The following is an 18,101-nucleotide window of genomic DNA, read 5'->3' on the forward strand; positions in this document are numbered from 1 at the left end:
CTCCGAAGCTCCCTTAATGCGAAGCGGCTGTCTGGATCACGGCCTCAGCCGCGGCCAGAGCCGTGTCATAGTTCGAAATCAGCGCGGCGGTCGAGTCGCCGATCACATCGGTCACCAGCGATGGGTAGACGCCCAGCAGGATCGTCATGATGATCAGCGGTGCAAAGATCAGCCGCTCGCGCGAGCTCATGTCAGTCATGGCCTTGAGGCTTTCCTTGATCAGATCGCCAAAGACCACGCGACGGTACAGCCACAGCGCATACCCGGCAGAGAAGATCACGCCAGTTGCAGCCACCGCCGTTACCCATGTGTTAACCTGGAAGGCCCCCATCAGGGTCAGGAATTCGCCGATAAACCCGGACGTGCCCGGCAGGCCGACATTCGCCATGGTGAACAGCATGAAGACCAGCGCATAAGCGGGCATCCGGATCACCAAGCCGCCATATGCGTCAATGTCGCGGGTGTGCATCCGGTCATAGATCACGCCGACACACAGGAACAGCGCCGCCGAGATGAACCCGTGGCTCAGCATCTGGAAGATCGCGCCATCAATCCCCTGCTGATTCGCCGCAAAAATCCCCATGGTCACAAAACCCATATGCGCGACCGAGGAATAGGCGATCAGCTTTTTCATATCCTCCTGCACCAGCGCCACCAGCGAGGTGTAGACAACGGCGATGGCCGACATCCACAGCACCAGATCGGTCATCACCGCCGAGCCCACAGGGAACATTGGCAGGCTGAACCGCAGGAAGCCATAGCCGCCCATCTTCAGCAGGATCGCCGCCAGCACGACCGAACCCGCCGTCGGCGCCTGAACGTGCGCGTCCGGCAGCCAGGTATGAACCGGCCACATCGGCATTTTCACGGCAAATGAGGCAAAGAACGCCAGGAACATCAGCGTCTGCATCCCGCCGACCACATAAATGCCCATCACTCTGAAGCTCTCGGATGAGAAGTGATGGCTCATCAGCGCCTCAATATCCGTCGTGCCCGCATCCGCATACATCGCCACCATCGCCACCAGCATCAGCACCGAGCCGAGGAATGTGTAGAGGAAGAACTTGAAGCTGGCATAGATGCGGTTCGCGCCGCCCCAAATGCCGATGATCAGGAACATCGGGATCAGACCGGCCTCGAAGAACAGGTAGAACAGCACCAGATCCAGCGCCATGAACACGCCCAGCATCAGCGTTTCCAGCAGCAGGAAGGCGATCATGTATTCCTTGACCCGCTCGGTCACGTTCCAGCTGGCCAGTATGGTCAGCGGCATGATGAAGGTGGTCAGCAGCACGAACAGCACGCTGATGCCGTCCACGCCCATCTTGTATTTCAGGCCCAGCAGCCACTCACCCTCTTCCACCATCTGAAAGCCGATGTTGGATGGATCGAAGCCCGTATAGATGCCAATCGAGACAAGGAACGTCACCGTGGTCGCCACCAGCGCGACCCATTTCGCGTTGCGCTGCGCGGCGTCGTCATCTCCGTGCAGGAACAGGGCCAGAATGGCCGCTGCCACTGCGGGGATGAAAGTAACGATCGAGAGGATATTATCCATTAGTGTGCGCCTCCGCCGATCGACATCCAGGTGACAAGGGCTGCTATCCCCAAGACCATCCAGAAGGCATAAGTAAAGATGTAGCCCGTCTGCGCCTTGCCTGCGAGGCGGGTGAAGAAGGGAACAACGCCCATGGCAATCCCGTTCAAGAAGCCGTCAATGGTGTTGCCATCACCGCGTTTCCACAGGAACCGGCCAAGCGCCACGGTGGGTTTGACGAAGATCACGTTGTAGATCTCGTCAAAGTACCATTTGTTCAGCAGGAACAGGTACAGCGGACGCTGGTTCTGTGCCAGACGTCCCGGCAGCGATGGGTTCACGATGTAGAACCAATAGGCCATCGCAAAGCCCAGCAGCATCGCAACAAAGGGTGAAACCTTGACCCACTTAGGCGCCGCATGCGCATCGTCCAGCACATGGTTGTCCGGTGCCATGTACAGCGCGCCCTCGCCCGGCTCACCTGCGAAAACATAGTGATGATCGCCATGAGCATCCTTTTCACCATGACCGTCATCCGCGTGGTCATCACCATGGCTTTCATCTGCGTGGCTATCATCGCCATGCGCGTCCGCTTTGCTGTGATCACCGGCCTCGGCATGTTCCGACGCCTCAGCCACCGGGATGCCATAGAACTTGCCCACCTTGTCCGCGTGACCGAAGAAATTGCCGTACCAAATCATGCCCGCAAAGACCGCGCCCAGCGAGAGAACGCCCAGCGGCACCAGCATGACCATCGGGCTTTCATGCGCATGGTCGTGCGTATGCTTGTCGCCGCGCGGCGTGCCGTAGAAGGTCAGGAAGATCAGACGCCAGCTGTAGAAGGACGTAAACGCCGCCGCTACGACCAGCAGCCAGAAGCCATAGGAAGACCCACCGGCATAGGCGCTCTCGATGATGGCGTCTTTCGACAGGAAGCCAGCGAAACCGAAGGTCGTCAGCGGAATACCAACGCCTGTGATGGCCAGCGTGCCAATCATCATCGCCCAGAAGGTATAGGGGATCTTTTTGCGCAGACCGCCATACTCGGTCATTTCCTGTTCGTGGTGCATCGCGTGGATGACCGAGCCTGCCCCAAGGAACAGCAGCGCTTTGAAGAAGGCGTGCGTGAACAGGTGGAACATCGCCGCCGAATACATCCCAACACCTGCCGCCACGAACATGTAACCCAGCTGCGAACAGGTTGAATAGGCGATGACACGCTTGATGTCGGTCTGAACCAGTCCCACGGTCGCGGCGAAGAAGGCGGTCGTAGCACCCAACACGGTGATGAATCCGGTCGCGCCCGGTGCGAACTCCATGAACGGCGACATGCGGCAGACAAGGAACACACCCGCCGTCACCATAGTCGCGGCGTGGATCAGGGCCGACACAGGCGTCGGGCCTTCCATCGCGTCGGGCAACCATGTGTGCAAGATCAACTGCGCCGATTTCCCCATCGCGCCGATAAAGAGCAGCACGCAGATGACCTCAACAGCGGTCCATTCGCCCCACAGGAAGTGCAGCTTTTCTTCGGCCAAGGCGGGTGCCGAGGCGAAAATGTCCGAGAAGTTGATGCTGTCGGTCAGCAAGAACAGCGCGAAAATCCCCAGCGCAAAGCCAAAGTCGCCCACGCGGTTCACAATAAACGCTTTCATCGCCGCCGCATTGGCTGATGGCTTACGGTAATAGAACCCGATCAGCAGGTACGAGGCGACGCCCACGCCCTCCCAGCCAAAGAACATCTGCACCAGATTGTCCGCCGTCACCAGCATCAGCATCGCAAAGGTGAAGAAGGACAGATAGGCGAAGAACCGCGGCTTATAGCTTTCGCCTTCACGCCACTGCGGGTCGTGATCCATATAACCAAAGGAATAGAGGTGCACGAGCGCTGAGACGGTCGTCACCACGATCAGCATGATCGCGGTCAGACGGTCCAGACGGATGGCCCAGCTTGTCGACAACGATCCGCTCTCGATCCAGCGCATGATCTCGATCTGCTGCGTCACCCCGTCGAAGGCAAAGAACACGATCCACGACAGCAGACAGGCCAGAAACAGCAGGCCCGTGGCCGTCCACATGGCAGCTTTCTCACCAATGAACCGCCAGCCAAAGCCGCAGATCAATGCGCCCACCAGCGGGGCAAAGAGGATGGTGGTTTCCATAGTTCTCTTAGCCCTTCATCATATTGACGTCTTCAACCGCGATGGTGCCACGGTTGCGGAAGAAGCAGACCAGTATGGCCAGACCAATCGCCGCCTCGGCGGCCGCAACTGTCAGGACAAACAGCGTAAACACCTGTCCGACCAGATCGCCCAGGAAACTGGAAAACGCCACGAGGTTGATATTCACCGCCAGCAGCATCAGTTCGATGCTCATCAGCAGGATGATGACGTTCTTACGGTTCAGAAAGAGACCGAAGATGCCGATGACGAACAGCGTCGCCGCCACAGTCAGGTAATGTTCAAGTCCGATCATTTTCTTTCGGTCCCATTCGTTTCCTGTTTTTCGCGGCCCTATACCCGATCCAACCAAGTACAACAGGCACCGCAACTAGTATTTTTAGCAGCCGGTACTCCATTGGAAGTACCAGCGGCAATGTCACAACCCCTGCCCCGGTTTCACGTCCTTCAGCTCCATCGCCTTAGCCGGGTCGCGCATCATCTGACCGATGATGTCCTGACGCTTGATGTCCTGACGGTGGCGCAGCGTCAAAACAATGGCACCGATCATGGCCACCAGCAGAATCAGGCCCGCCAGTTGGAACAGAAGGAAGTATTGATCGTACAGGATGACGCCCAGAGCCTCGGTATTGTGGCGGTCGGTCGGAACCGGTTGCGCCAGATTGCCCTCAACACCCTGCGCGCTGTCCCAGGCCCCAAAGGCCATGACGAACTGCATCAGAATGACCAGACCGATCAGCAGGGCCAGCGGCATATAGCGCGCCATCTCGGCCTTAAGCTCGGCAAAGTCCACGTCGAGCATCATCACCACGAACAGGAACAGAACCGCGACCGCACCGACATAGACGATGATCAACAGCATCGCCACGAACTCGGCACCCAGCAGCACGAACAGACCCGCCGAGGACAGGAAGGACAGGATCAGCCACAACACTGAGTGCACGGGCTGGCGGCTGATCACCGTGAACAGGCCGCCGGTGATGGCGCTGATGGCAAACAGATAGAAGGCAAAGACGGTCATTGATCCTTATCCTCGTTGTCGCCCAGAACCTCTTGCGCCAGTTCCAGCGCACGGGTCATGGCCGGGATGCCGGCAAAGACCGACATCTGCCCGATCGTTTCGACGATCTCTTGTTTCTTGGCACCGGCCTCCAACGCGTGGCGCACGGTCTGACGTACCGCTGAATCCGCTTGCGCGCCCTGCATGGTCAGCCCGGCCAACGTCAGCAACAGGCGGGTCTTGGCGTCCAGCCCGTCCTTGTTGACGGTGTTGCCGAACATCATTTCCATGACCTCTTTCGGCATCGTCGGCCAAAGCGCTTCGAACCCTTTGGGCGAAAAGTTCTCCATCGCCGGATTCATCGCCTTCGCCATGTCCTGCGCCTGTTTCATCATCAGTTCAAACGGGTTCGAGCTTTTGTCGTTCATCGGTACGGCGCGTCCATTTCCAGATTACGGGCGATTTCAGCCTCCCAGCGCTCGCCATTCGACAGGAGTTTTTCCTTGTCATAGAAAAGCTCTTCGCGGGTTTCCGTGGCGAATTCGAAATTCGGACCTTCGACGATAGCATCGACCGGGCAGGCCTCTTGGCAGAAGCCGCAATAGATACACTTGGTCATGTCGATATCGTAACGCGTGGTGCGGCGGCTGCCATCTTCGCGCGGTTCGGCGTCGATGGTTATGGCTTGGGCCGGGCAGATCGCCTCGCACAGTTTACAGGCAATGCAGCGCTCCTCGCCATTGGGATAGCGGCGCAGGGCGTGTTCACCGCGAAAGCGCGGGGAAAGAGGGCCCTTTTCATGCGGGTAGTTCACGGTGGCCTTGGGGGCGAAGAAGTACTTCAACCCCAGCTTCATGCCGACCCAGAAGTCCTGCAGAAGGAAGTATTTGGCGGCGCGGGTATAGTCGATTTGGGTCATATCAGCCTCCTACGCTCCAACGCGCAAATGCACCCCAGAACCAGTCGAATTTCGCCGCGAAGGCCACGAAGACCACCCATGCCAGCGAGAATGGCAGGAACACTTTCCAGCCCAACCGCATCAGCTGGTCATAGCGGTAGCGGGGCGTGATCGCCTTGACCATCGCGAAGAGGAAGAAGAAGAACGCCATCTTGGCGACCATCCATAGTACGCCATCGGGCAAGCCCGGAATCGGCGACAGCCAGCCGCCAAAGAACAGCAGCGAGATCAGCGCGCACATCAGGAAGATGGCGATGTATTCGCCCGCCATGAACAGCAGGAAAGGAGTGGCCGAGTATTCGACCTGATAGCCTGCGACCAGTTCCGATTCCGCCTCGGGCAAGTCAAACGGTGGACGATTGGTTTCGGCCAGTGCCGAGATGAAGAACAGGAAAACCATCGGGAAATGCGGCAGCCAATACCAGCTGAAGAAGCCGAACCGACCGTCCTGTGCCTCGACGATGTGTCCAAAATTCATCGACCCGGTCGAGATGATCACGCCTATAATGATCAGGCCCAGCGAGACCTCGTACGAGATCATCTGCGCCGCAGACCGCAGTGATCCAAGGAACGGGTACTTTGAGTTCGACGCCCAACCGCCCATAATCACGCCATAAACTTCCAACGAAGATACGGCAAAGACATAAAGGATCGCCACGTTCAGGTCAGACAACACCCAGCCATCGTTGAAGGGGATCACCGCCCAGGCGATCATCGCCAGCACGAAGGAGGTCAGCGGAGCCAGCATGAATACCGTGCGGTCGGCACCTGCCGGAATGACAACCTCTTTCACCACGTATTTCAGCGCATCCGCCACCGATTGCAGCAGGCCATAGACGCCCACCACATTGGGGCCCCGACGCATCTGGACCGCGGCCCAGATCTTGCGGTCGCCATAAACGAGGAACAAGAGCGAGATCATCACAAAGGCAACGACTGCAAGCACTTGCGCCAGAATGATGATGGCAATTCCGCCTGGGGTGTTAAAGAATTCAGCCATTGGTCCTCACACCGTGGGTATTCCGTTTTCCGCGTGCGATACGAAGGCCAGATGCCTGCGCATTTTGCGGCTGGGTCGGCGCGTTGGTGTAAACAGCATCTGCCGGCATTGCGCCACCCTTATTGTTGAATTTCACACGCAATTCGGGCGCGGCGATCTGCCACCCGGCACTCGCCCCTGCCTGCGATATGAAAACTGTCTGGTTCATTCCGCCGCAATCTTTTCGGATTTGCGGGCCTGTGCCTGCGCCGAAAGCTCGGCCATTAGCTGCGAGGCACGTGCGATCGGGTTAGTCAGATAGAAATCCTTGATCGCATATCGGAAGCTGGCATCACCCAATTTCCCCGATTCCAGCGCTTGAACTTCGTTCTCTACGACCTCGTCGATCTGCGCCAGATGCGGGACCGCCTCGATCAATGCAGTGCGCAGTTGCGCCAGCGAGTCGTAGGGCAGTGTCGCGCCCAACTCGGCCGACAAGGCCCGCAGGATTGCCCAGTTTTCCTTGGCCTCGCCCGGCGCAAACCCGGCACGCATGGCCAGTTGCGGGCGGCCTTCGGTGTTCACGAACAGCCCGTTTTCTTCGGTATAGGCCGCACCCGGCAGGATCACGTCGGCGCGGTGCGCGCCACGGTCGCCATGGCTGCCCTGATAGATGACGAATGCACCGTCACCGATTTCGACCTCATCCGCGCCGAGGTTATAGATCACGTCCGCCGCGCTGACGGCATCCATGCCGCCGTCGTTGGTGGCATCCACATCCATCGCACCTACACGAGACGCAGCGGTGTGCAGAACAATCAGGCCGCTTTCGGTATTTGCAGCGATGGTTTGCGCTGCGGTCAGAACAGCGGCCCCGTCAGCCTCTTGTAAAGCACCTTGACCGACGATGACCAGCGACGGCTTGGCCTTGATCTCATCATCGCCGCCCATATCCAGCGCAGCTTGCAGCGCCGCGCGGTCGTCGCCCATATGGTGATATTCATAGGTCAGATCAACGGCGGGCCCGACCAGAGCAACCTCAGCGCCATGCGCCCACGCCTTGCGGATGCGGGCGTTCAGAACCGGAGCTTCGTCGCGCGGGTTGGTGCCGATCAACAGGATGCGTTCGGCGCTGTCGATATCCTCGATCGCAGCGGTGCCAGCATAGGCCGCACGGTTGCCGGCCGGCAGCTTAGCCCCGTCCGTGCGGCATTCGACAACACCGCCCTGCCCCTCGATCATCTGTTTCAATGCAAAGGCGCCCTCAACCGGAACAAGATCACCCACGATCCCAGCCAGCTTCTCGGCGCCTTTAAGCGCCTCGGCGGCCTTGGTCAGCGCCTCGGGCCACGAGGCCGAGCGCAGTTTGCCGTTTTCGCGCACGTAAGGCTTGTCAAGACGCTGGCGACGCAGCCCATCCCAGACAAACCGCGTCTTGTCGCTGATCCATTCCTCGTTCACGCCATCATGGTTGCGCGGAAGGAACCGCATCACTTCGCGTCCCTTGGTGTCTACGCGAATGTTCGAGCCCAGAGCATCCATGACATCGACGCTTTCGGTCTTGGTCAGCTCCCACGGACGCGCGGTAAAGGCATAAGGCTTCGAGGTCAGCGCCCCAACCGGACATAGGTCGATAACGTTGCCCTGCAGGTTCGAATCCAACGTCTGGTTCAAGTACGAGGTGATCTCGGCATCCTCGCCACGCCCCGTCTGGCCCATCTGAGTAATCCCGGCGACCTCGGTCGTGAAGCGCACGCAACGCGTACAGCTGATGCAACGGGTCATCGCCGTTCCAACCAACGGCCCCAGATCCAGATCATCAACCGCGCGCTTAGCTTCCTTGAAGCGCGTGCCGGACAACCCATAGGCCATCGCTTGATCCTGCAGATCACACTCGCCGCCCTGATCACAGATCGGGCAGTCCAGAGGGTGGTTGATCAGCAGGAACTCCATCACCCCTTCGCGGGCCTTCTTGACCATGGGAGAGTTCGTCTTGACCACCGGCGGCTGGCCTTCCGGCCCCGGCCGCAAGTCGCGCACCTGCATCGCGCAGGACGCGGCGGGTTTCGGCGGGCCGCCCACAACCTCAACCAGACACATCCGGCAGTTCCCGGCAATCGACAGACGTTCGTGGTAGCAGAAACGCGGCACCTCGACCCCGGCCTCTTCACACGCCTGAATCAGGGTCATCGCACCATCGACTTCGATTTCCTGCCCGTCGATATTGATCTTGCGGAGGTCAGACATGGTCTAGTTCGCCCTCAAATAAACGCCAATGGCGCTGTTTCTTTCGATTTCCTTCTGCCCCAACGAGCAGAATGTTTCAGGAGAGTCATACGTCACCCCCTGCTGCGCCAGATACGCCTCGCCCTTGGCGCGCATCCGGTCTTTTTCAGCATCGGATTCGATATACGCCCGGATTTCCTTGTCCGAGTACCCCAGTTTGTTCGCTTTCGACCGAAGATCCCACAACACGCCAATCGCCTTGAGCCGTCGCCCACTGACGGTGGGGCAAATCTCGGAAATCTCATTTGCGATCGCGATATAGTAAAGCTGATCGTCGATCTCTTTGACCTCGCGCAAAGGCGGTTTGGCATCCGCTGAGACCGGCAGGGTCAGCACGGCGGCCAAGGTCAGCATCTTCATTCCAGACATCACAGATCCTTTCGTCTTGGGAAACCCAAGACGACCGGTGTGCGCTGCGCTATGCAATAACACGTCGCGCAACCCTGCGTGATATGCGGAAAATCGCGTCATGGACGACGGCACCGCCCGATAAAGGTGATCTTGTCATCGCTGATGCGCAGTTTTTCCGTCTCTGTAAACGGCCCCACGGCCCAGTCGATACGGGACGAGCCAAAATTGGCAATGCAGAACTTGATAGCCTCATGCTGTGCTGCCGCGCGCGCGCCATCCAGCGAGGTCGAGACGTCGTTTACCAGGACGGTAAAATCCGTAGGCGAGGCCTTTTTGTCCACCTGCTTGACCTTGGTTTTGAAGAAGTGACCGTCAAAGGCCACACGCTGTGAGGACGGCGTGATAACGCCGCAGGCCGGCACCAGCATCAAAGCGATGATCGCAAAACCCAAGGGGGGGCGCGCGCGTTTTCTTACAGATGAAAAATCTACCTGCTGCATCAGAACGCCGCCACCAGTGCCATCAGGCCCGTCACGAACATGCAGACCCACCCCAACACATAAAGAACCGAACGCAACCCACTGTTTGGCTTTCCGATTCCACGAATATGCACGACCAACATCGCAAGTCGCGCAACCAGTGCGATCGACGCCAGTAGGTTCACCCAGAGCGGGCTGACCCCCATCAGAACCGCTGCCACAACCACCGCTGCAAAAGCAGGCAGGGTTTCCGTCCCGTTCAAATAGGCTCGGTTCAGTCGATAGGCCTTATCTGCATAGTCTTGCGACGGTGTAGCCCCCGGTGCCAGCCCCTTGGCCGTCTTTGCCAGTGCCGTGAACGGAGCCATGAAAAGCACCACCAGGGTGAAAACCACTACCGAGGCAATTGCGTGGTCGTATTCTGCGAAGACGTCCATGGTTATTCCGCCGCCATCGCGCCGCTGCGACCGGATTTTTGCGCTTTGATGCGATCCTCGATCTCTTCGCGGAAATTGCGGATCAGACCCTGGATCGGCCAAGCAGCCGCGTCGCCCAAGGCGCAGATTGTGTGGCCTTCGACCTGTTTGGTCACATCGAACAGAATGTCGATCTCTTCCAGCTCAGCCTCACCGCGCACCAGACGATCCATCACGCGCATCATCCAGCCGGTGCCTTCGCGGCACGGCGTACACTGGCCACAGCTTTCGTGCTTGTAGAACTTCGACAGCCGCCAGATAGCCTTGATGATATCGGTGGATTTGTCCATCACGATCACCGCCGCCGTTCCCAGGCCCGAGCCCAGATCGTTGCGCAGGTAATCGAAATCCATGATCGCGTCGCGCATGTTTTCACCGCGCACGCAAGGAACAGACGAGCCGCCCGGAATCACAGCCAGCAAATTGTCCCAGCCGCCGCGAATACCGCCGCAATGGGTCTCAATCAGTTCCTCAAACGAGATCGACATCGCTTCTTCGACCACGCAGGGATTGTTCACATGGCCCGAGATCGCAAAAAGCTTGGTGCCCGCGTTGTTCTGACGGCCAAAGCCCGCAAACCAATCCGCGCCTCGGCGCAGGATCGTCGGCACAACGGCAATCGATTCCACATTGTTCACCGTGGTTGGGCAGCCATAGAGGCCAGCGCCCGCCGGGAATGGAGGTTTCATCCGCGGCATGCCCTTCTTGCCCTCAAGGCTTTCGATCAGGGCGGTTTCCTCGCCGCAGATATAGGCCCCGGCACCGTGATGCAGGAACAGGTCGAAATCCCAGCCCGAGCCTGCCGCGTTCTTGCCCAACAGGCCCGCATCATATGCTTCGTCAATAGCTGCCTGCAGGGCCTCACGCTCACGAATGTATTCGCCGCGCAGATAGATGTAGCAAGTATGTGCATTCATCGCGAAAGAGGCGATCAGACAACCCTCGATTAGCGTGTGCGGATCATGGCGCATGATCTCTCGGTCTTTGCAGGTGCCGGGCTCGGATTCATCCGCATTCACAACCAGATAGGCCGGACGACCGTCGCTTTCCTTGGGCATGAACGACCATTTCAGACCTGTCGGAAAGCCCGCCCCGCCACGCCCCCGCAGGCCCGAGTCCTTCATCGTCTGGATGATCCAGTCGCGGCCTTTATCGATCAGGCCCGCCGTGCCGTCCCAATGCCCGCGCGCCTGTGCGCCCCGCAATGTGCGCTCATGCATCCCATAGATGTTGGTAAAGATCCGGTCCTGATCCTTCAGCATCGCGTGTTACCTTCAGCTATCCTGGCGCATGCGCCAGAGTTGAAAAATGTTGATGCCCGCATAGATGAATCCTGCCAGAGCGGCAAAATCAAACAGCAGCGCATAACGGCCCGGCAGCCCCAACTGCGGACCGACAAAAGACATGGCAAGCCACAGCACCATCGTCGCAGCGATGACAATGCCGATGTGACGGCCCTTTCGGGCTATGGCCTGTTCCTTGTCTTTGTCCATCTCATCCCGATGCCCCGTATGGGCACCCGCTTAATCCTCGTAAGTGCCGTCTTCCTTGGCACGTTTGGCAAAATCGGTCTCTTCCCCCGCAGCCAGACTGGTTGCCTGCGCAACCCAGCCATCGCGTTCAATCCGCCCCCTGAACTTCAACCGAGCGTCGACCCAAGCGATATTCCCAGCAGTCCAATTCGCGATCTGGTCATAGTGGTAGACGCCCAGATCGTTCAGCTTTTCTTCCAGCTTCGGCCCGACACCTTTCAGCATCTTCAGATCATCGGCCTTGCCACCGCGCGCTGCGGTTAGCGTTTCGGGCTGGTCCTCATCAGCCGCTTTGGCCTTCGCCTCTTCAGCCTGCTTCACGGCAGGTTTCGGCGTCGCGCCTTCCTTCGGAGGTTTCGGAGCCGATTTGCTTGCCGCCGTCTTGCCATCCTTGCCCAACCACGGGGTCAGGATCGGAACCTCGGTCCCGTCGATGCGCTTGACGGTGTCGCTCAAATCAGTCGCCAGTTCAACACTGGCATTGTGTTCAGGCTTGCCCGCCTCGTATTCCGCCAGGCTGCTGAGGCCGCTGAGCGGTTCAGCCGCGTAACGCCCGTTCTGTGGGCCCGGTGTCGGCACCTTGCCCGCCGCCAGATCATCAATGATCTTACCAAAGCTCTCGGCGGTTAGGTCTTCGTAGTAATCCTTGCCGATCTGCGCCATCGGCGCGTTGGTGCAAGAGCCGAGGCATTCAACCTCTTCCCAGCTCAGCTTGCCATCGGCGGACAGCGCGTGCGGCTTGGCCGCGATCTTTTCCTTGCAGACCGTGATCAAGTCCTCGGCCCCGCAGATCATGCAGGACGTCGTGCCGCACACCTGGATATGCGCCACCGATCCAACCGGTTGCAGTTGGAACATGAAATAGAACGAGGCGACCTCAAGCACGCGGATATAGGCCATGCCCAGCATGTCGGCGACGGATTCAATCGCCGGACGGGACAGCCACCCCTCCTGCTCTTGCGCGCGCCACAGCAGCGGGATCACCGCGCTGGCCTGGCGACCCTCGGGGTATTTGGTGATCTGTGCTTCGGCCCATTGCTGGTTGTCAGCAGTGAAGGCGAAAGCATCGGGTTGTTCGGGGTGAAGACGGCGGAGCATTAGCGGTCAATCTCTCCAAATACGACATCCATGGTGCCGATGATGGCGGCGACGTCGGCCAGTTGGTGCCCTCCGGCGACGTGGTCCATGGCTTGCAGGTGCAGGAAGCCCGGCGCGCGCAGTTTGGCGCGGTAGGGTTTGTTGGTGCCGTCGGCCACCAGATAGACGCCGAACTCACCTTTAGGGGCTTCGACGGCGGCATAGACCTCGCCTGCAGGGACGTGGAAGCCCTCGGTATAAAGCTTGAAGTGATGGATCAGGCTCTCCATCGAGGTCTTCATGTCCGAGCGTTTCGGCGGGGTGATCTTTCCGCGTGCCAGCACGTCACCGGGGCATTCGCGGATTTTGGCGATGGCCTGACGGATGATCAACAGCGACTGACGCATTTCCTCCATGCGCACCAGATAGCGGTCGTAGCAGTCGCCATTCTTACCGACGGGGATCTGGAATTCGAACTCATCATAGCATTCATAGGGCTGCGCGCGGCGCAAATCCCATGCCAGACCCGAGCCACGGACCATCACGCCCGAGAAACCGTATTTCTGAATGTCATCCTCGGTCACCACGCCAATATCGGCGTTGCGCTGCTTGAAGATGCGGTTTTCGGTCAACAGGCCGTCGATGTCGTCCAAAACGGCGGGGAATTCGTGGCTCCACGCCTCGATATCATCCAGCAATTCCGGCGGCAGGTCCTGATGGACGCCCCCGGGTCGAAAATAGGCGGCGTGCAAGCGGGCACCACAGGCGCGCTCATAGAACACCATCAGCTTTTCGCGTTCTTCAAACCCCCAGAGCGGCGGCGTCAGCGCGCCAACGTCCATCGCCTGCGTGGTCACGTTCAGCAGGTGGTTCAGGATGCGCCCGATCTCGGAATACAAAACCCGGATCAGCGAACCCCGGCGCGGCACCTCAACCCCGGTTAGTTTTTCAATGGCCAGACACCAGGCATGTTCCTGGTTCATCGGCGCCACGTAGTCCAGACGGTCGAAATACGGCAGGTTTTGCAGATACGTCCGGCTTTCCATCAGCTTTTCGGTGCCACGGTGCAGCAGACCGATATGCGGGTCGCAGCGTTCGACAATCTCGCCGTCCAGCTCAAGCACAAGGCGCAAAACTCCGTGCGCTGCTGGGTGTTGCGGACCGAAGTTAATGTTGAAGTTGCGGATCTTCTGTTCTCCGCTCAGCGCGTCCGTGCTGCCGTCATCGTATCTTGAGCCGTCCATCAACGCCCTCGTTTCTTCTTTGCCTCGGCCCGAACGCGGACCTTTTCGGCCTCAGCCGCCTTGGCTGCAGCCCCTGCAAGCAAGACGCCCAAAGCGCCCAAAATGATCAGTTCGCCCATCATGTCAGCGTCGCTCCATCTCTTGCAGTTTCATGGCCATCATCCACAACAGGACAATCACAGCCGGAGAGATAACGCAGGCAAACGCCCAGTTCTTGTTGATCCCGAAATGCGGCAGCAGCTTGATCATCGGTACGATCGTTACGACCACCAGAACTATCCAGATCAGGAACTCAAACATGATGGCTACTCCTGTTTTTCATCCCCTGGTAGGATGTAATTCGCACCTTCCCAAGGGGACATGAAATCGAATTGCCGGTATTCCTGCACTAGGCTAACCGGTTCGTATACGACACGCTTTTCAGCCTCGTCATAGCGAACCTCGGTATAGCCCGTCGTCGGGAAATCCTTGCGCAGCGGATAGCCGCGGAAACCATAGTCAGTCAGGATCCGCCGCAGGTCGGGGTGACCCGAGAACAGGATGCCGAACATGTCGAACACCTCACGTTCGAACCAGTTGGCCGAGGGGTGAATATCCACGATTGAAGGCACCATATCCTCTTCGCGCACCGAAACCCGCAGGCGAATGCGCTGGTTCTGATACATCGACAAGAAGTGATAAACCACATCGAACCGCTTGGCCCGCTCGGGGTAATCGACGCCGGTGATATCAACCAGAGACGAGAATTTGCAGTTCTGGTGCGTCCGCAGGAACTCCACGAATTCCACAAGATTCGACGGGGCCACATCCACGTTCAGTTCGCCATGGGTCACATCCCAGGACAGAACACAATCGGCCCGCTTCAGCTCAAGCTGCGCGCCGAGTTCTTTGAGCGCGTCACTCATCGCGTCCCTCCTGAAGAACTTCGTCATAAAACGTTGCTTCGGCATCGTATGACTTGAAAAACTTCGCCATAAAATCAGGCATGACCGTCTTTTCAGCGTTTTGGCCAGCGTAAGCCACAATAGCCGCCATATCGCGCCATTTTGTCAGCACGACGATGTGGCAAGGGTCCTGCTCGCGTCTGACCAAGAAGGAAACTGACAGGAACCCGTTCAGGGTGCGCATTCCGGGCAAAGCACGGGTACGAAATGTCTCAACCCAGCCCGGAACATCGTCCCGAGCGACAACGGCTTCCCAGCGCCTGACGACAGCAGCACTCATCGGACAATCGTCCCCGTGCGGCGAATTTTGCGTTGCAGCTGCATCAGGCCGTACAGCAGCGCCTCGGCGGTCGGGGGGCAACCGGGCACGTAGATATCCACGGGCACGATCCGGTCACAGCCGCGCACGACAGAATAGGAATAGTGGTAGTACCCGCCCCCATTGGCGCAGGACCCCATCGAGATGACATAACGCGGCTCGGGCATCTGGTCATAGACCTTGCGCAGCGCAGGGGCCATCTTGTTGGTCAGCGTCCCGGCCACGATCATCACGTCGGACTGACGCGGTGAGGCGCGCGGCGCGATACCAAAACGTTCCGCATCGTAGCGCGGCATCGAGGTATGCATCATCTCAACCGCACAGCAAGCCAAACCGAATGTCATCCAGTGCAAAGACCCGGTACGAGCCCAGTTGATGATGTCCTCGGTCGAGGTCAGCAGAAAACCCTTGTCCTGCAATTCCGCATTCAGGGCCTGGGTGGCGACTTCTTTATCGACGCCGGCGGTGTTTGCGCCCGTCATCACTCCCATTCCAAGGCCCCTTTCTTCCATTCATAGGCAAAGCCAATGGTCAGAACGCCCAAAAACACCATCATGGACCAGAAGCCCACATCGCTGATGTCTTTGAAGCCGACGGCCCAAGGGAACAGGAAGGCGATTTCCAGATCGAAGATGATGAACAGAATCGAGACCAGATAGAACCGGACATCGAACTTCATCCGCGCATCGTCAAAGGCGTTGAAGCCACATTCATATGCGCTGACCTTTTCAGGGTCGGGATTGCGGACAGCCAAAACCACAGCGGCCAGAATCAGGACGATCCCAAGGCCTACGGCAACGGCCAGAAACACCAGAATCGGGAGGTACTCCCGCAGCAGGTCTTCCACGAATAGCTCCTTTCCTGCGCATACCCCCAAAGGGTGCGCCGTCAATTGGCGAGTTGACTGGACATTCTCTATCCCTGCGGGGTCAGAGGGTCAACCGAACACAAACGCGCAGGGCGCGAAATATCCGCTTGCCAATACGGGTTGGTTCACCACGGCGATTCCCCGCCCCGCTGGATTGGGACTATCAGCTAAACCTTTTCAATCCATGCAGCTTTTCGTTTCTCGAAAAAGGCGGCGATTCCCTCCTGCGCTTCATCGGTTTCCCACCGGTCCACCAAGGCGCGGATGGTCTGGTCGATCACGGTGTCGTCAATCCGCGGTCCCAGATCACGCACCAGCGCCTTGGCCGAGGCGACTGCGCCAGGCGCACAGGACAGATAGGGGGCAACTTCGGCCTCAACCGCATCGGCCAGATCATCTACCGAGGCGGTCTTGGCCAACAGCCCAAGCTGAACGGCTTCGGCGGCATCGAACAGGCGCGCCGACATGAAGACGCGTCGTGCGCGCGCCGCGCCCATACGGGAGATTACATAAGGGCCAATGGTGGCCGGGATCAGACCCAACCGGGTTTCGGTCAGCCCCATCTTCAGCGTATCAACTCCAATGGCGACATCGCAGACCGAGGCCAGTCCGACCCCGCCTCCGAATGCGTTTCCCTGCACCAAGCCGATCAACGGTTTGGGCATCGTGTTCAAGGCCTGCAACATCTCGGCCAGTTTGCGTGCTTCAACGAAACGGGTTGCGGGGTCAGCCGCCATCTGCGCCTGCATCCAGCCCAGATCACCTCCGGCGCAGAAGCTTTTGCCCGCGCCGGTCAGAACGACCACCCGAACTGCGTCGTCTGCCCCCAACTGCGCAGCCGCCTGCGTCAGTTCGGAAATCATTTGCGCCGACATGGCATTGTGTTTTTCTGGGCGGCTCAGCGTCAGAGTGGCAACACAACGCGCATCCGACGTAACCGAGATCGTTTCGAACATCCCTCACTCCGCCCGCATGGCGCGCGCCATCTGCGCGGCTTCTTCTACTGTGGCCATGTCAATGCCCGTCTCATACCCCAATCGTTCCAGATGAGCGACAACCGCTTCGGTCGCTACATTGCCAGCCGCCCCCGGCGCATAAGGGCACCCTCCCAGACCGCCGACCGCCGAATCGAATGTCCGCACACCAAGCGCCAGAGCTGCGTCGATATTGTCGATGGCACGTCCCGTGGTGTCATGAAAATGCCCCGACAAACGCGTCACAGGCACCCGTTCGCGCACGGCCAGAAGCATATGAGCGATTGTGTCAGGCGTCCCCTGCCCGATCGTGTCGCCCAGCGAGATCTCATAGCAGCCCAACGCGAACAATGTGTCGGCCACCTCGGCCACCTTTTCGGGCGAGGTCGGACCGTCATAGGGGCAGTCGGTCACGCAGGACACATAGCCCCGCACCGGCAGGTCGATATGGCGCGCGGCCTCAAGGATCGGGGTGAAGCGTTCGATGGATTCTGCAATCGTCGCGTTGATATTGGCCTTCGAGAACCCCTCGGACGCCGAGGCAAACACTGCAATCTCATCCGCTTTAGCGGCCAACGCGTCCTCATATCCACGCATATTCGGTGTCAGCGCAGCATAGCGGATTCCATCGGCCCGGCTGATCCCGGCCAGCACCTCGGCACTACCTGCCATCTGCGGCACCCATTTGGGCGAGACAAAGCTGGCCACCTCGATCCGGTTGAACCCGGCGCGGCTGAGGCAATCCACCAGAGCGATCTTTTCCGCTACCGGGATTTCCCGCTGTTCATTCTGCAGCCCGTCCCGCGGCCCCACTTCGAATATCTCGACCCGATCGCCCATCTTACTCCTCCGCTAAGCTGTTGATCCAACTGTGCCACGGCTAAGGCGGCAGGAACA

Annotated in this window: 24 protein-coding genes; all 24 read right to left on the reverse strand. The window is 59.0% G+C overall.

The window, feature by feature from the left end:
• Positions 1-13: 13 nt before the first annotated feature.
• Positions 14-1,558: an NADH-quinone oxidoreductase subunit M gene (locus ACR0L1_RS01690; protein WP_480503113.1), complete on the reverse strand. Its 1,545-nt coding sequence runs from the start codon at positions 1,556-1,558 to the stop codon at positions 14-16.
• Positions 1,558-3,699, reverse strand: a complete 2,142-nt coding sequence (gene nuoL, locus ACR0L1_RS01695; protein WP_480503114.1) for an NADH-quinone oxidoreductase subunit L — start codon at positions 3,697-3,699, stop codon at positions 1,558-1,560. Before nuoL ends, ACR0L1_RS01690 begins: the two co-directional genes overlap by 1 nt.
• A 7-nt stretch (positions 3,700-3,706) precedes the next feature.
• Positions 3,707-4,012 carry an NADH-quinone oxidoreductase subunit NuoK gene (gene nuoK, locus ACR0L1_RS01700; protein ID WP_005984024.1) on the reverse strand — a complete coding sequence of 102 codons (306 nt, stop codon included), beginning with the start codon at positions 4,010-4,012 and terminating at the stop codon, positions 3,707-3,709.
• 123 nt (positions 4,013-4,135) lie between these two features.
• The gene (locus ACR0L1_RS01705; RefSeq protein WP_480856831.1) at positions 4,136-4,738 is read right to left on the reverse strand and encodes an NADH-quinone oxidoreductase subunit J; all 603 of its coding nucleotides are present in this window, start codon (positions 4,736-4,738) and stop codon (positions 4,136-4,138) included.
• A complete protein-coding gene (locus ACR0L1_RS01710) occupies positions 4,735-5,145 on the reverse strand; it encodes a carboxymuconolactone decarboxylase family protein (protein WP_170769279.1) in 411 nt (136 codons plus the stop codon). The genes ACR0L1_RS01705 and ACR0L1_RS01710 overlap by 4 nt, the downstream gene beginning before the upstream one ends.
• Positions 5,142-5,636 carry an NADH-quinone oxidoreductase subunit NuoI gene (gene nuoI / locus ACR0L1_RS01715; protein ID WP_170769278.1) on the reverse strand — a complete coding sequence of 165 codons (495 nt, stop codon included), beginning with the start codon at positions 5,634-5,636 and terminating at the stop codon, positions 5,142-5,144. The genes ACR0L1_RS01710 and nuoI overlap by 4 nt, the downstream gene beginning before the upstream one ends.
• Before the next feature lies 1 nt (position 5,637).
• Entirely contained in the window at positions 5,638-6,675 is a 1,038-nt protein-coding gene (gene nuoH, locus ACR0L1_RS01720) for an NADH-quinone oxidoreductase subunit NuoH (protein ID WP_170788377.1), read from the reverse strand.
• Positions 6,668-6,883 (reverse strand): hypothetical protein, encoded by a 216-nt coding sequence (locus tag ACR0L1_RS01725; protein ID WP_480856834.1) that lies wholly within the window; start codon positions 6,881-6,883, stop codon positions 6,668-6,670. Before ACR0L1_RS01725 ends, nuoH begins: the two co-directional genes overlap by 8 nt.
• Entirely contained in the window at positions 6,880-8,901 is a 2,022-nt protein-coding gene (gene nuoG, locus ACR0L1_RS01730; RefSeq protein WP_480856836.1) for an NADH-quinone oxidoreductase subunit NuoG, read from the reverse strand. The genes ACR0L1_RS01725 and nuoG overlap by 4 nt, the downstream gene beginning before the upstream one ends.
• Positions 8,902-8,904: 3 nt before the next feature.
• The gene (locus ACR0L1_RS01735) at positions 8,905-9,309 is read right to left on the reverse strand and encodes a DUF5333 domain-containing protein (protein ID WP_170769274.1); all 405 of its coding nucleotides are present in this window, start codon (positions 9,307-9,309) and stop codon (positions 8,905-8,907) included.
• A 98-nt stretch (positions 9,310-9,407) separates the two neighbouring features.
• Positions 9,408-9,791 (reverse strand): hypothetical protein, encoded by a 384-nt coding sequence (locus tag ACR0L1_RS01740; RefSeq protein WP_480856838.1) that lies wholly within the window; start codon positions 9,789-9,791, stop codon positions 9,408-9,410.
• On the reverse strand, positions 9,791-10,207 hold the full coding sequence (locus ACR0L1_RS01745; RefSeq protein ID WP_480503117.1) for an MAPEG family protein: 417 nt from the start codon (positions 10,205-10,207) through the stop codon (positions 9,791-9,793). Before ACR0L1_RS01745 ends, ACR0L1_RS01740 begins: the two co-directional genes overlap by 1 nt.
• A gap of 2 nt (positions 10,208-10,209) precedes the next feature.
• A complete protein-coding gene (gene nuoF / locus ACR0L1_RS01750) occupies positions 10,210-11,508 on the reverse strand; it encodes an NADH-quinone oxidoreductase subunit NuoF (RefSeq protein ID WP_480503118.1) in 1,299 nt (432 codons plus the stop codon).
• 12 nt (positions 11,509-11,520) lie between these two features.
• A complete protein-coding gene (locus tag ACR0L1_RS01755; protein WP_480503119.1) occupies positions 11,521-11,739 on the reverse strand; it encodes a DUF5337 domain-containing protein in 219 nt (72 codons plus the stop codon).
• 30 nt (positions 11,740-11,769) lie between these two features.
• Complete coding sequence (gene nuoE / locus ACR0L1_RS01760) at positions 11,770-12,876, reverse strand: NADH-quinone oxidoreductase subunit NuoE (protein ID WP_480856841.1); 1,107 nt, start codon at positions 12,874-12,876, stop codon at positions 11,770-11,772.
• On the reverse strand, positions 12,876-14,099 hold the full coding sequence (locus ACR0L1_RS01765) for an NADH-quinone oxidoreductase subunit D (RefSeq protein WP_170352614.1): 1,224 nt from the start codon (positions 14,097-14,099) through the stop codon (positions 12,876-12,878). Before ACR0L1_RS01765 ends, nuoE begins: the two co-directional genes overlap by 1 nt.
• Positions 14,099-14,221 (reverse strand): hypothetical protein, encoded by a 123-nt coding sequence (locus tag ACR0L1_RS01770; RefSeq protein ID WP_257599041.1) that lies wholly within the window; start codon positions 14,219-14,221, stop codon positions 14,099-14,101. The genes ACR0L1_RS01765 and ACR0L1_RS01770 overlap by 1 nt, the downstream gene beginning before the upstream one ends.
• 1 nt (position 14,222) lies before the next feature.
• A complete protein-coding gene (locus tag ACR0L1_RS01775) occupies positions 14,223-14,399 on the reverse strand; it encodes a hypothetical protein (protein WP_170784206.1) in 177 nt (58 codons plus the stop codon).
• Between the two features lie 5 nt (positions 14,400-14,404).
• Positions 14,405-15,004 (reverse strand): NADH-quinone oxidoreductase subunit C, encoded by a 600-nt coding sequence (locus ACR0L1_RS01780; RefSeq protein ID WP_480856843.1) that lies wholly within the window; start codon positions 15,002-15,004, stop codon positions 14,405-14,407.
• Positions 14,997-15,323, reverse strand: a complete 327-nt coding sequence (locus ACR0L1_RS01785) for an antibiotic biosynthesis monooxygenase (RefSeq protein WP_480856845.1) — start codon at positions 15,321-15,323, stop codon at positions 14,997-14,999. The genes ACR0L1_RS01780 and ACR0L1_RS01785 overlap by 8 nt, the downstream gene beginning before the upstream one ends.
• Positions 15,320-15,853, reverse strand: coding sequence for a NuoB/complex I 20 kDa subunit family protein (locus ACR0L1_RS01790; protein ID WP_037307875.1), 534 nt, complete (start codon positions 15,851-15,853; stop codon positions 15,320-15,322). Before ACR0L1_RS01790 ends, ACR0L1_RS01785 begins: the two co-directional genes overlap by 4 nt.
• Positions 15,844-16,209, reverse strand: coding sequence for an NADH-quinone oxidoreductase subunit A (locus ACR0L1_RS01795; protein WP_050602775.1), 366 nt, complete (start codon positions 16,207-16,209; stop codon positions 15,844-15,846). Before ACR0L1_RS01795 ends, ACR0L1_RS01790 begins: the two co-directional genes overlap by 10 nt.
• Before the next feature lie 188 nt (positions 16,210-16,397).
• On the reverse strand, positions 16,398-17,186 hold the full coding sequence (locus ACR0L1_RS01800; protein WP_170788369.1) for a crotonase/enoyl-CoA hydratase family protein: 789 nt from the start codon (positions 17,184-17,186) through the stop codon (positions 16,398-16,400).
• Positions 17,187-17,189: 3 nt separating this feature from the next.
• Entirely contained in the window at positions 17,190-18,044 is an 855-nt protein-coding gene (locus ACR0L1_RS01805) for a hydroxymethylglutaryl-CoA lyase (protein ID WP_480503124.1), read from the reverse strand.
• Positions 18,045-18,101 lie beyond the last annotated feature (57 nt).

It is taken from the genome of Ruegeria sp. J8, assembly GCF_056531925.1.

Bases quoted from the DNA above. Each gene is read 5' to 3' on its own strand.
- ACR0L1_RS01690 (WP_480503113.1), bottom strand. From the start codon at position 1,558: ATGGATAATATCCTCTCGATCGTTACTTTCATCCCCGCAGTGGCAGCG.
- nuoL (WP_480503114.1), bottom strand. From the start codon at position 3,699: ATGGAAACCACCATCCTCTTTGCCCCGCTGGTGGGCGCATTGATCTGC.
- nuoK (WP_005984024.1), bottom strand. From the start codon at position 4,012: ATGATCGGACTTGAACATTACCTGACTGTGGCGGCGACGCTGTTCGTC.
- ACR0L1_RS01705 (WP_480856831.1), bottom strand. From the start codon at position 4,738: ATGACCGTCTTTGCCTTCTATCTGTTTGCCATCAGCGCCATCACCGGC.
- ACR0L1_RS01710 (WP_170769279.1), bottom strand. From the start codon at position 5,145: ATGAACGACAAAAGCTCGAACCCGTTTGAACTGATGATGAAACAGGCG.
- nuoI (WP_170769278.1), bottom strand. From the start codon at position 5,636: ATGACCCAAATCGACTATACCCGCGCCGCCAAATACTTCCTTCTGCAG.
- nuoH (WP_170788377.1), bottom strand. From the start codon at position 6,675: ATGGCTGAATTCTTTAACACCCCAGGCGGAATTGCCATCATCATTCTG.
- ACR0L1_RS01725 (WP_480856834.1), bottom strand. From the start codon at position 6,883: ATGAACCAGACAGTTTTCATATCGCAGGCAGGGGCGAGTGCCGGGTGG.
- nuoG (WP_480856836.1), bottom strand. From the start codon at position 8,901: ATGTCTGACCTCCGCAAGATCAATATCGACGGGCAGGAAATCGAAGTC.
- ACR0L1_RS01735 (WP_170769274.1), bottom strand. From the start codon at position 9,309: ATGTCTGGAATGAAGATGCTGACCTTGGCCGCCGTGCTGACCCTGCCG.
- ACR0L1_RS01740 (WP_480856838.1), bottom strand. From the start codon at position 9,791: ATGCAGCAGGTAGATTTTTCATCTGTAAGAAAACGCGCGCGCCCCCCC.
- ACR0L1_RS01745 (WP_480503117.1), bottom strand. From the start codon at position 10,207: ATGGACGTCTTCGCAGAATACGACCACGCAATTGCCTCGGTAGTGGTT.
- nuoF (WP_480503118.1), bottom strand. From the start codon at position 11,508: ATGCTGAAGGATCAGGACCGGATCTTTACCAACATCTATGGGATGCAT.
- ACR0L1_RS01755 (WP_480503119.1), bottom strand. From the start codon at position 11,739: ATGGACAAAGACAAGGAACAGGCCATAGCCCGAAAGGGCCGTCACATC.
- nuoE (WP_480856841.1), bottom strand. From the start codon at position 12,876: ATGCTCCGCCGTCTTCACCCCGAACAACCCGATGCTTTCGCCTTCACT.
- ACR0L1_RS01765 (WP_170352614.1), bottom strand. From the start codon at position 14,099: ATGGACGGCTCAAGATACGATGACGGCAGCACGGACGCGCTGAGCGGA.
- ACR0L1_RS01770 (WP_257599041.1), bottom strand. From the start codon at position 14,221: ATGATGGGCGAACTGATCATTTTGGGCGCTTTGGGCGTCTTGCTTGCA.
- ACR0L1_RS01775 (WP_170784206.1), bottom strand. From the start codon at position 14,399: ATGTTTGAGTTCCTGATCTGGATAGTTCTGGTGGTCGTAACGATCGTA.
- ACR0L1_RS01780 (WP_480856843.1), bottom strand. From the start codon at position 15,004: ATGAGTGACGCGCTCAAAGAACTCGGCGCGCAGCTTGAGCTGAAGCGG.
- ACR0L1_RS01785 (WP_480856845.1), bottom strand. From the start codon at position 15,323: ATGAGTGCTGCTGTCGTCAGGCGCTGGGAAGCCGTTGTCGCTCGGGAC.
- ACR0L1_RS01790 (WP_037307875.1), bottom strand. From the start codon at position 15,853: ATGGGAGTGATGACGGGCGCAAACACCGCCGGCGTCGATAAAGAAGTC.
- ACR0L1_RS01800 (WP_170788369.1), bottom strand. From the start codon at position 17,186: ATGTTCGAAACGATCTCGGTTACGTCGGATGCGCGTTGTGTTGCCACT.
- ACR0L1_RS01805 (WP_480503124.1), bottom strand. From the start codon at position 18,044: ATGGGCGATCGGGTCGAGATATTCGAAGTGGGGCCGCGGGACGGGCTG.